This is a genomic window from Streptomyces sp. NPDC093064 (assembly GCF_044754605.1).
Classification (GTDB): Bacteria; Actinomycetota; Actinomycetes; order Streptomycetales; family Streptomycetaceae; genus Streptomyces.
Genome location: NZ_JBIVPK010000104.1, coordinates 1 through 10,728 on the forward strand (window position 1 = coordinate 1; position 10,728 = coordinate 10,728).

Annotated in this window: 8 protein-coding genes and 1 pseudogene; 1 reads left to right on the top strand and 8 read right to left on the bottom strand. The window is 68.0% G+C overall.

Annotation, left to right across the window (positions count from 1 at the left end; translation table 11 throughout):
• Positions 1 to 263: 263 nt before the first annotated feature.
• From ACIQFZ_RS42400 to ACIQFZ_RS42435, 8 genes and pseudogenes are all read right to left on the bottom strand, one after another.
• Positions 264 to 716: pseudogene (locus ACIQFZ_RS42400) on the bottom strand (ATPase); the annotation flags it as partial.
• Between the two features lie 5 nt (positions 717 to 721).
• Positions 722 to 2,374 carry an ABC transporter substrate-binding protein gene (locus ACIQFZ_RS42405; RefSeq protein WP_402693876.1) on the bottom strand — a complete coding sequence of 551 codons (1,653 nt, stop codon included), beginning with the start codon at positions 2,372 to 2,374 and terminating at the stop codon, positions 722 to 724.
• A gap of 14 nt (positions 2,375 to 2,388) precedes the next feature.
• The gene (locus ACIQFZ_RS42410; RefSeq protein WP_402693877.1) at positions 2,389 to 3,195 is read right to left on the bottom strand and encodes an ABC transporter ATP-binding protein; all 807 of its coding nucleotides are present in this window, start codon (positions 3,193 to 3,195) and stop codon (positions 2,389 to 2,391) included.
• Entirely contained in the window at positions 3,192 to 4,214 is a 1,023-nt protein-coding gene (locus ACIQFZ_RS42415; RefSeq protein WP_402693878.1) for an ABC transporter ATP-binding protein, read from the bottom strand. Before ACIQFZ_RS42415 ends, ACIQFZ_RS42410 begins: the two co-directional genes overlap by 4 nt.
• Positions 4,211 to 5,086, bottom strand: coding sequence for an ABC transporter permease (locus ACIQFZ_RS42420; RefSeq protein ID WP_402693879.1), 876 nt, complete (start codon positions 5,084 to 5,086; stop codon positions 4,211 to 4,213). Before ACIQFZ_RS42420 ends, ACIQFZ_RS42415 begins: the two co-directional genes overlap by 4 nt.
• Positions 5,083 to 6,102 carry an ABC transporter permease gene (locus ACIQFZ_RS42425; protein WP_402693880.1) on the bottom strand — a complete coding sequence of 340 codons (1,020 nt, stop codon included), beginning with the start codon at positions 6,100 to 6,102 and terminating at the stop codon, positions 5,083 to 5,085. The genes ACIQFZ_RS42420 and ACIQFZ_RS42425 overlap by 4 nt, the downstream gene beginning before the upstream one ends.
• Complete coding sequence (locus ACIQFZ_RS42430; RefSeq protein WP_402693881.1) at positions 6,099 to 7,745, bottom strand: amidohydrolase; 1,647 nt, start codon at positions 7,743 to 7,745, stop codon at positions 6,099 to 6,101. The genes ACIQFZ_RS42425 and ACIQFZ_RS42430 overlap by 4 nt, the downstream gene beginning before the upstream one ends.
• A gap of 8 nt (positions 7,746 to 7,753) precedes the next feature.
• Positions 7,754 to 8,824 carry a C45 family autoproteolytic acyltransferase/hydolase gene (locus tag ACIQFZ_RS42435; RefSeq protein ID WP_402693882.1) on the bottom strand — a complete coding sequence of 357 codons (1,071 nt, stop codon included), beginning with the start codon at positions 8,822 to 8,824 and terminating at the stop codon, positions 7,754 to 7,756.
• 195 nt (positions 8,825 to 9,019) lie between these two features.
• Between ACIQFZ_RS42435 and ACIQFZ_RS42440 the strand changes: the two genes are divergently transcribed.
• Entirely contained in the window at positions 9,020 to 10,075 is a 1,056-nt protein-coding gene (locus ACIQFZ_RS42440) for a LacI family DNA-binding transcriptional regulator (RefSeq protein ID WP_402693883.1), read from the top strand.
• Positions 10,076 to 10,728: the final 653 nt, after the last annotated feature.

The window sequence follows — 10,728 nt, forward strand, 5'->3', positions numbered from 1 at the left end:
GTGACCTCCTGGGTTCGGGGGTGGGCAAGCACAGCTTGTCATGCCGGGCGCAGTGCGGGGCGCCGGCAACATCATCCTGCTCCGTTGCGGCGGGTGACTCTTTCGTGGTCGAGGGCCTTCGCTTCGCAGGTGGGGGCACCGGACGGGCTTCGGGCCGGGCCGAGGGTTGTCGATCCCGTGGCCAGAAGATTCGCTGCCAGGGCAACGGCTCTCAGCCGTTGCGACGCACGAGGGCGGCCTTGCGGGCCTCGGCGAGCTTGCGGGGAGCCGGCCACGCCGAGCCCGCTGGCGATGCCGAGATACGCCAGCAGATACGAGGACGCCCCGCTGAGCCGCTGCCACACCGTGGGGGACGCCTCGCCGATCATTACCGTCCCCAGGTACGATCCGACGTCGCCCTGCGTCGCTCCGAGCACCGGCACCTGGGCCACCAGCTCACGGCTGCCGTCCAGTGTCAGCGAACCGGACCAGCCGCGGGCCTCGGCAGGACCCGCCCCCAGGGGTAGCCGGTCCCCCACCACCGTGGGATTCGTGGAACTGACAATCCGGCCGTCGGCATCGGCCACCGTCACCGAGGTGATCCCGGACTGCGCCTGCGTGGAGTGCACCAGCGGGGCGAGGGTCTCCTCCGACGCGGGCCGCACGAGCTGGCTGCGCACCAGCGGATTGGCGGCCAGTTGCTCGGCCAGCGCGCTGACCCGACTCCCCTCGACTCGGCGGACTACTTGCCAGTTCCGCTGAGGTAAGCCGCCCATGGGAAGTAAACGTAGTCGAACGCTGCCGGCGCCCCGGTGATCCTGTTTCCGAGCCACACGTCGTTCGTCAGCTGGATGCCGGAGAACATCGGATCCATCTCGTCGTGCAGCTTCTGCTCCATCTGCACGACCAGCTTGGAGCGGGCACTGTCGTCCTTCGTGCTGATCGCCTTGGCGTAGAGCCCGTCGATGTCGCTGTAGCCGGACTGGTTGAAGGTGCCGCCGGTCACCGCGGTTAGGCCCAGCCAGTCGAGCGGGTTCGGGATGTTGGGCCAGAACTGCGTGTACAGCAGGTCGGTGTTGCCACGCGTCGCCGGGTCGTACAGGTAGTTCGAGTAGCCGGTTGCGGGTACGACGTTGAGCTTGAAGTTCAAGCCGATCTTGTCAGCCGCGTCCTTGACTCCGACGCCCAGTTGCTGCGTCTCCGCCTGCTGCGGAACCACGAGGCTGATCTGCTTGGACTTCACGTCAGCCGGAACGCTGGCGAGGAGCTTCTTCGCCTCGTCTATCTTCGCGGTGCCGTCGGTCTTGACCGAGTCGGCGTAGGAGGTCAGGTCGTCCTTCGCGAAGCCGTACACGGCCGGCACGGTCTGCAGCGAAGCAGGGGTCCCCTCGCCGGCGTACACCTGGCTGCCGATGCCCTTCCAGTCGATGGCCATCTGGAGCGCCTTGCGCACGTCGGCGTTGCCCATCGCGCCCTTGTGGTTCGCGACCACGAGCGTGACGGCCAGTGGTGCGGGACCCGAGTAGAGCTTGCCCGACGACGATGCCTTCAGTTGTGCCAGCCCGGCCGTCGGCGGACCGTACGTTCCGTCGATCTGGCCCGAGAGCAGTCCGGAGGTGATCGCGGAGTCGTCGGTCAGGAAGGTGAAGTCGATGTTCTTCACCTTCAATGGCAGGGACTTGTTCCAGTAGCCGTCGTAGCGGCTCACGCTGATCGACTGACCCTGCGTCCACTTGCCGTACTTGTAGGGGCCGGTGCACATGACACCGACGCCCGGCGTACCGACCTTTTTGCCGTGTTGCTCGTAGAACTTCTTCTCGACGACGACACCGGCGAAGCTCGCCAGCTCGTCGTTGAAGAGGTAGTCGGGCTTCTTGAGCCTGACGGTCACTTCGTCGGCGCCCGTCTTCGCGATCGATGCGACGTTCGAGTACAGGTAGCCGTAGAAGCTCGACTTGTCCGTCATGTTGTGCCGCATGCTCCACACGACGTCGTCGGCGGTCATCGGCGAGCCGTCCCAGAAGGTGGCGTCGCTGCGGAGCTTGTAGACCCAGGTCGTCGGGTCAGGGTTCGAGTATGACGTGGCTAGATTGGGCTTGATCTGGAAGTCGGGCGTCTGGGCGAGCAGTGTCTCGCACATGTTCGAGTTGATCATGTTCGGCGTGTAGTCGGCCGACTGGAAGGGGTCGACGGTCTGGGGCTCGCCCTGGAAGACGTTCCAGGTGATCGTGTCGACCGACCCCGAGCCTTTCGGCGTGAAGGTCGTCCGGGCGTCGGAGGACCCGGTCGCTTCGGTGCCGGAGGCGCCTCCGGAGCAACCGGCCAGCACGAGGGTGGCTGCGGCGGCGACGGCGGCGAGTGCCGTCGCCCGTCCGCGGGGGCGGGGTGAGTACATGGCGGAACTCCCGTTCACTGTCGGGCTGTGAGGGCTTCGGGGTCCCACCCGCTGCGAGGGACGCTGTCGCGCAACAGGCGGGTGTAGGGGTCTTGGGGGTTGTCGAGCACGGCGGCGGTGGGCCCTTGCTCGACGACGGCGCCGTGACGCATGACGATCGTGTCGTCGGTCACCTGGCGGATGACGGCGAGATCGTGGCTGATGAACAGGTAGCTCACGCCGCGTTTCTGCCGGATGTCCGAGAGCAGATTGAGGATCTGTGCCTGGATCGAGACATCCAGGGCCGACACGGCCTCGTCGAGGATGAGGATGTCCGGACCGGCGGCGAGCGCGCGAGCGATGGCGACGCGTTGGCGCTGCCCTCCGGAGAGTGACCTCGGCAGTGCCGCGAGCTGCCGGTCGTCGAGTCCGACGAGCTCGGCGAGTTCGCTCACGCGCTTCCTGGTCTCGTCGCGGCCGAGCCGGAAATGCACGCCGACGACTTCCGCGAGGCAGTCGCCGATGCGCTGACGGCGGTCGAGCGAGGTGTACGGGTCCTGGAAGACGATCTGGATGTCCCGGCCCCGCTCACGGCGACTGCGCGCGGAACGCGCCGGGTGCGTGCGGTCCTCGCCCCGGAACATGATGCGACCGCCGGAGGGACGCTCCAGGCCGATGATCATCCGAGCTGTGGTCGTCTTGCCGGAGCCGGATTCGCCGACGATGCCGAGGGCTCCGCCCGGGGCCAGGGCGAAGCTCACGTCGGCGACCGCGGTTGCCTCGGCACGCCCACGGCCGAAGGTCTTGGTCAGGTGCTCGACCACGAGCAGCGGTTCGGTCATCGCTGGACCTCCTCGTTCGAAGGGGAGCCGACGTGCTGCTGCCCCACCATCTGGCCGCGCAGGCCGGGCATCTGGACGCACCGGGTCTGCGACGGGCCGATCTGCAGCAGGGGCGGCACTCCTGCCCGGCACCGATCCTGTGCGAAGCGACAGCGCGGTGCGAAAGCACAGCCGTCCGGCGCCTCGTAGGCGGTGGTCGGATGACCGGTGATCGCGGGCAGTCGGTCGACGCGTCGGTCGATCTCCGGTCGTGCCTGCACCAGTGCGGCGGTGTAGGGGTGGAGCGGGTCCTGGTGCAACTGCACCGACGCCTGGCGCTCCATGACCTGGCCGGCATACAGCACGATCGTCTCGTCGCACACGGCACCGGCGAGTTCCAGGTCGTGAGTGATGAAGAGCATCGCCATGCCGTACTCGCGCTGCATACGCCCGAGAATCGCCATCACCTCCGCCTGGGTGGTGACATCGAGCGCGGTCGTCGGCTCGTCCGCGAGGACAAGCCGAGGCCGCGCGGCGACCGCGGCAGCGATCATCACCCGTTGCAGCAGGCCGCCCGAGAGCTCGTGGGGAAACTGCCGCAGCCGGCGCTCCGGGTCCCCGATTCCGACCTCGGCGAGCAGCTCCTGCGCGCGCTTGCGAGCAGCGGCCTTCGGCATCCGGTCGTTGGTGCGCATCACCTCGGTGAGGAAGTCGCCGATCGTGCGTACGGGGTTCGTGTAGGCCCGTGCGTCCTGGAAGATCATCGCGACGTCCTTCGCCCGGTAGGACCGCAGGGCTTCGGTGCGAAGGTCGAACACCTCGGCGCCGTCGAAGCGGACACTGCCCCGGACGTCCGCGCCGTCAGGGAGCAGGCGGGCGATGGTGCGAACCGTCATCGACTTGCCCGAACCGGACTCGCCGACCAGACCGAGAGTGCTTCCACGGTCGAGTGAGAATGAGACATCGCGCAGCACGGTGCGCAACTCGCCCGCGACCGGCAACTGAACCGTCAGACCGTCGACTTCGAGAAGTGCGTTCACGAGCGTGCCTCCCAGCGCTCCGTGAGTCGGTCGCCGAGCATGTTCACGGCACCGACGGTGATGACGATGAGTGCGCTGGCGAACAGGGCCTCCTGCGGGTACTGCTGCAGCACACCGGCCATACCGGTGCCGACCATCGCGCCCCAGTCCGAGGTCGGTGGCTGCACCCCGAGGCCGATGAACGAGAGGCCGGCGAGGTCCATCAGGACGAACCCGAAGGCGAGCGTGGCGTTGGCGACGATCAGCCCACCCACGTTGGGCAGGATGTGCCGCAACGCGATCCGCAACCCGTGCACGCCCTGAACCTGCAGTGCCGCGATGTAGGGCAGCGAGCGCTCGCGCAGCGCCGCACTTCGCACGATTCGCGCGATGTAGGGGACATAGGCGATGGACAGCGCCGCGGTGGCGGCCTTCAGACCGGACCCGAAGAGGGCGGTCGCCAGGATCGCCAGCAGCAGACCGGGGAAGGCGAACACGGCATCAACGACGCGCACCACCATCTGGTCGAACCAACCGCCGAACCACACGGCCGCGAGCGCGAGGATCGTCCCGAGGAGCGTCGAGATCATCACGACGAGGAACGGTCCGATCAGCGCGGTCCGGGAGCCGTGGACGAGGCGCGAGAGAAGGTCCCGCCCGCTTGCGTCGGTTCCCAGCAGGTGCGTGCTGCTCGAGCCCTGGTACGCACCGGAGAGGTCGACGGCGTTCGGGTCGTGGGGGGCGAGGATGGACGCGAGGACGGCGAAGCAGACGACGAGTCCGAGGAGGGCGATCGCCACCCAACCGGATACGCCGATGGTTCTCGTACGACGCGTCATCCGGGGGCCGGCCTTTCGGGCTCCGATGCGTCGCACCGCTGCTGTCGTGCTCATGAGTCCTTCTTCCCGATCGACACGCGCGGGTCGAGCAGTGTGTAGGCGATGTCGATGAGGGTGTTCAGCACGATGAAGGCGGCGACGTACATCAGGCAGATCGCCTGTACGACGGGGAAGTCCTTCTGCTGCACCGAATTCACGAGGAACTGACCGAGCCCGCCGAGCTGGAAGACCTGTTCCACGACGACGCTTCCCGCGATCAGGCCCGCGATCGTGAGACCCGCGACGGTGAGCACTGGCATCGCGGCGTTGCGCATCACATGTCTGCGGACGACGGCCCCGCGGGGCAGTCCTCGGCTGATCGCCGTCTGCACGTGATCGGCCGACAGCTCCTGTCGGATCGCGGTCTGGGCGAGTCGGGCGACGAACGCGACGGACGCGAGAGCGAGCGCGATCGACGGAAGAACCAGGTGGTAGACCTCGTCGAGGCCCGCACGGCCGGCCCCGAACACCGGGAACCATTCCAGGTCGACGGCGAACACGATGATCAGCACGACCGCTCCGACGAAGGTCGGCACCGCCATGACGCCCGTCGCGCCGGCCATGGCGGACCGCGACAACCAGCCGGGCTTGAGGCCAGCGAGAGTGCCGATGGCCAACCCGACCACCAGGACGATCGCCGCGGCCATGAGAACGAGAAGCGTGGTCGCGGAGGCGCGGCTTCCGACCAGTGACGACACCGGTTGGTTGTAGATGATCGATGTTCCGAAGTCGCCGTGCACCACGTCACCCAGCCACCTCAGGTATTGCTGCCAGATGGAGTCGTCAAGGTGGTACTCGGCCTTGATGGCGGCGATGGCGTCGGGGCTTATGGTGCGACCGTGCGTGAGATAGGTGAGCGGGCTTCCCGGCGCGGCGTAGAGCGCTCCGAAGACGACCAGGCTCGCGATGAACAAGGTCACCACCAGCCCCACGATGCGAGTGGCGACGAACCGCAGTATCACGCCGACGGGCCGCTGCTTCGCCTTCGCCTGCCCTGGTTGCACGGGTGCCGTCACGGTCGCGTGGCTCATCGGTTCACCCCTGGCTGTGCGTGATGGACCACGCGGCCACCCACGACTGTCCGCAGCACTCGCGTGTCGAGCAGTTCCTCGAGTGGCCGGGTGAAGATGTCCCGGTCGAGAACGATGAAGTCGGCGTACAGCCCCTCGGCGAGACGGCCGTGAAGGTGCTCGGATCGGCTCGCCCAGGCGGCGTCACGGGTGGCGTGCACGATCGCGTCCGCCAGAGGCAGGGCGTAGTGCGCGATGTTGGCAGGCAGCGACGAATCCAGCGCTGAACGCCGTGTCGCCGCGATGAACATGTTGGGCAGCGGCGCATGCGGCGACGTGGGGGAGTCGGTGCCGAGCACGAGCGTGGCTCCGGCATCGGTCATCTCGGGCCACGGGAAGCCGCGGTCGACCCGCTCGTCGCCGAGCACGCGTCGCCAGTTCTCCTGAATGGCCGGATCGGCGTGCACGGGCTGCATGCTCGCCGTGATCCCGAGTGCTGCCAGCCGGTCAATGTCCGCCGGGTCGACGACTTCGAGATGTTCGATGCGGTGGCGACGCTCCTTGGGGCCGTTGAGAGCGACGGCGTGCTCCACGGCGCCGATCGCGACCCGGATCGCCTCGTCACCGATGGCGTGCATGGCGACCTGCAGGCCGGCCGCGTCCGCGGCGGCCACCACCGGCGCGAGTTCGGCAAGACTCCAGATCGGGTCGGCGTTCGTGCCGTTCACATAGGGCTTTCCGAGCGATGCGGTGCACCCGTCGACGGTTCCGTCGACCATGACCTTGATGCCGGTCACGCGCAGGAACGGGGTCGACCGGTGGGCGGCGAGCTCGACGGCGCGCTCGACCTGGGCGAGGTTCCTCCCCTCGTCGCCAGTGGGCTGGACGCGCCAGAACGCGGCAATTCGAGTGGTCAGGACGCTCGCCGCATCGGCACGACGCATCGCCCCGTAGTCGCCCTCGCCCAGCGCCATCTCGGTCGAACCGACGATCCCGGACTCGGCGTATGCCGCGAGGACGACCGCCAGGGCCTCGTCACGGTCGAAGTCAGTGGCGAATCGGTCGAGTACCGGCCACACGAGGTGGTGCATCGCTGTCTCGTCGACCAGGCCGGTAGCCGCGCCCCGCTCATCCCGGTGGACCGTTCCGCCCGGTGGCGATGCCGTGGTGTCGTCGATGCCGGCTTCGGCGAGGGCGGCCGAGTTCAGCCAGATCGAGTGGAAGTCGTAGGCCTGCGCGTAGACGGGCCGGTCGGGGACGACGGCGTCGAGCATGTCCCGATCGGGTACGCCGCCCGGGATGTCACCGTGTTTCCACCCGGTGGCGAGCACTCGAGGTGCGTCGGGGTTCTCCTCCGCCCACGTCCGGATGCGCCGCTGGATCTCCTCTACTGTGTTGGCGCCCCACAGATCGACCTGGACCGCCGCCTCACCGGTGCCGATCACGTGCGCGTGGCCGTCGACGAAGCCGGGGAGGACGGTCGCACCGTCGAGGTCGTGGATCAGAGCATCCGGTCCGGCCACACGCGCTGCGGTGGCCCCGTCGCCGACGTAGGTGAGCCGGTCGCCCACCACCACGAGCGAGTCGGCCCAAGGGCGTTGGTCGGAGGTGAAGATCCGGGCGTTGCGGTAGAGATGAGCGGGCATGGTCGCGTCCTTGTCCATCGGGTTCCTCAGAAACGGTCGAGACCCTCACGGGCCGCAGCGTCGGGGTTGCCTGCCCGGTACTCGAGGGCAAAGCCGGGAAGGTCGAGAGAGACCGTGAACAAGGTGCTCCACTGTTCGTGGCCCGGCTGGGAATCGTCGGCACGGACGCACACCACCGCGGCGGCACCGTCGCCGCCACAGAAGGCGGCCGCGCGCTCCGGCGCGGAGCGGCAGGTCATGCCGCCGCGCACCGCATGCGTGTGGTGGTACCGCTCGACCGACACCGATGCAGGAATGCTGGTGTCACCGCCGGCGAGGCCGGGGTCGAGAAAGTGGTTGGTGTGGATGAGCCAGCCGTCCGCACCGGGTTGCACCACGGCGAATCCGGCCGGTGACATCTCGATGGACGCTGCTGCGGAGTGGCCGTCCCGGTAGGTCGCGACGGTCAGCACGGTGGACGCGCTCACGGTCGCGGAGGCGACGATGTCGCGGGCCTCCGCCACCGTGGTCGCCTCCTCGAGGACGCGACGCGCGACAGCATGGACGGGCAGGCCGCCGGCGGCGTTGTCCGAGCGGTGGTGCAGGATGTTGAAATGCAGGCCGAGGCCGGCATCGTTCACCCCGATCTTCGCGGCTGTGCCGAACTCGGTGAAGAGCTTCACCCGGCGTCGCGTTCCGGTCACGAGCGACAGCAGCAGACCATCCGGCGTGAGCGAGTCGTGCCAATCCCACGTCTGGATCGTCTCGGGCGGTCCGCCGGAGGGGGGTGTGTGCACGGCGGTTGTGCACTCACCCTTCCCGGGCGCGGCGGCCAGTACTTCGGTCCGTGCGCCGACCGCTGCCACCCGCCACGGCTCGATTCCTGACGCCTCGGCGATTCCGTCGGACTCCTCGGCCAGACCCGGGTACCAGTCGCGCAAGGCGTCGTGGCTGTGGGCGACGATGTCGCGGACGGTCGTCTCCGAGATGCCCAGAACCCTGAAATGCGCCAGGTAGCGGGCGCTGACGTCACGCACCTGGTCCGCGTACCGCGTGCCGATCTCGCGTCCACGGTCGCGGGGGTCGGTGGTGGTCGTGCGCAGTGTGTGCAGCTTCATGGTGGTGCTGTGCGACCTTTGCTTGTGAGGCCCGTCACGGTGAGGGGCGGGCGATACGCTAGGTAGGTAAAACGTTTAATACAATGGTGTTTGTCGTGTCACTTTCTGCTCTTTCTGCCGCCCCAGCGTGCGTCGGCGACCACGGTCCGGCGGCCTGAGGCAGGCAGCGGAAGGTACGTACCAAGGAGGGCCGTCGTGGCTCGATCGAAGGGCGTCACCATTCGCGATGTCGCCCAGCGCGCGGGTGTCTCCATCGCGGCGGTCTCGATGGCGCTCAATGGCACCGGGACGCTGAGCGCGGCCACGCGGCTGCGCGTCCGGGCCGTCGCCGAGGAGATGGAGTACCAAGCCGACGCCCTCGCGCGCGGTCTGCGACGTTCGTCGGTCGGGGCGATCGGACTCGTCATGCGATCGCTGGACGCGCTGGGTGAGTACGCGCCGCGGGGCGTCGATGTGTTCACCCGCTACATCGGTGCCGCCTCGGCACAGGCGATGGACCGCGGACTCAGTGTGATGCTCGTGCCCGACCCGACCAAGCGGCCGACACCACCACTGGCACTGTCACTCGACGGCTACATCGTGACGATGCCGCACGTGGACGATCCGGTGATCGATCTCCTCGAACGGCGTGGGATCCCGTACGTGACGCTGGGACGCGATCCCAGCCGCCCGGATTTCACCGACTGGGCCACCGAGGACGACGGCTCCAGCTTCGGGCACATCTACAAGCACTTCGCCGCATCCGGTGCCCGATCGATCGTGCTGCTGCGCGGAACCGACCCCAACGCGTGGAACATCGACAGCGAGGCGACGTACCGCGCATGGTGTGAGAACGCCGGGATCACGCCGCGCGTCTACACGTCGGCCGAGCGCGCCGGCGAGCACGGCGGCGAGAACATCGCGCACGCGATCGTGGACGACGGGATCCCCGACGCGATCCTGTGCCACACCGGTCGTCAGGCGGCCGGCGTGCTCGCGGGCCTCACGGCGCGCGGCGTCGCCGTGCCCGATCGGACGATGCTTGCCGCGGCTTCCGACTCCGAGCACACCCGGCACAGCCGGCCCGCCATCTCGGCAGTCGAGCTCCACGCAGCGGAAACGACGTTGGCGCTGCTCGACCTTCTCCAAGCGCGCATCGCGGGCGAGCCGAGCGCGGGACCGGTCCTGACAACCGCCCGGTTCCGGGTCCGCGCATCCTCGCGACGCACCGACACGAGAGAAGGGAGGCCGTGCCAGGGTCATGCCTCGTGAGCGTAGTGCGCAGCAACGCTGCAGAGGATTGGTTTTCCCGGCGTCCAAGAACCTATCGGAAGACGTAACCTGATGCCGTGAAGAGGCGGAGTTGGTGGTCCGTGATCAGCTTGTGGACTATGTGGTGGGCGGCTATCACCGCTGTTTTTTGGCTCTTGGGCAAGATGCTCGGTCAGTCACCGAGTCTCGTGGGGTGCGCGGCGAGTGCTGTACTGGTGATCGTCGTAGGTGAAATCAGTGACCGACTGCGGCGGCGCTTCTTTGCTCGCCGCGAGGTGAGCTGATCAGGCGATGGCCACGTAACCGCCCACCGTGGCCGTGCTCTGACAGTGTCCAAGAACTGATCGGTTAATGGACGCTCTCTCCCGACGGGCAGTCATCTGCCATGCTAAGCAGCTGAACTCCCCACCTCCGCCCCCCTGGAGAGCAGCGTGGACCTGAACGCCACCGGCGAACCCGTCATCGTGCAGGAGGACACCCAGGTCCACGTGGCGTGAGCCGGGCCACCCACTACCGCCACCACCGCCGGAGCCCCGCCCCGGCCAGGCCGCGGCAAAAACCAGGGCTTGGTCAAGTTCCGGAGTCGTGCGGCTGGGTCGGGCCGTGACCGGTTGGGGTGCATAGCAGAGCAGGCACGGGCTTCGTGATCATTG

Coding starts and splice junctions, on each gene's coding strand:
- ACIQFZ_RS42405 (WP_402693876.1), bottom strand. CDS start 2,374: ATGTACTCACCCCGCCCCCGCGGACGGGCGACGGCACTCGCCGCCGTC.
- ACIQFZ_RS42410 (WP_402693877.1), bottom strand. CDS start 3,195: ATGACCGAACCGCTGCTCGTGGTCGAGCACCTGACCAAGACCTTCGGC.
- ACIQFZ_RS42420 (WP_402693879.1), bottom strand. CDS start 5,086: ATGAGCACGACAGCAGCGGTGCGACGCATCGGAGCCCGAAAGGCCGGC.
- ACIQFZ_RS42425 (WP_402693880.1), bottom strand. CDS start 6,102: ATGAGCCACGCGACCGTGACGGCACCCGTGCAACCAGGGCAGGCGAAG.
- ACIQFZ_RS42430 (WP_402693881.1), bottom strand. CDS start 7,745: ATGGACAAGGACGCGACCATGCCCGCTCATCTCTACCGCAACGCCCGG.
- ACIQFZ_RS42435 (WP_402693882.1), bottom strand. CDS start 8,824: ATGAAGCTGCACACACTGCGCACGACCACCACCGACCCCCGCGACCGT.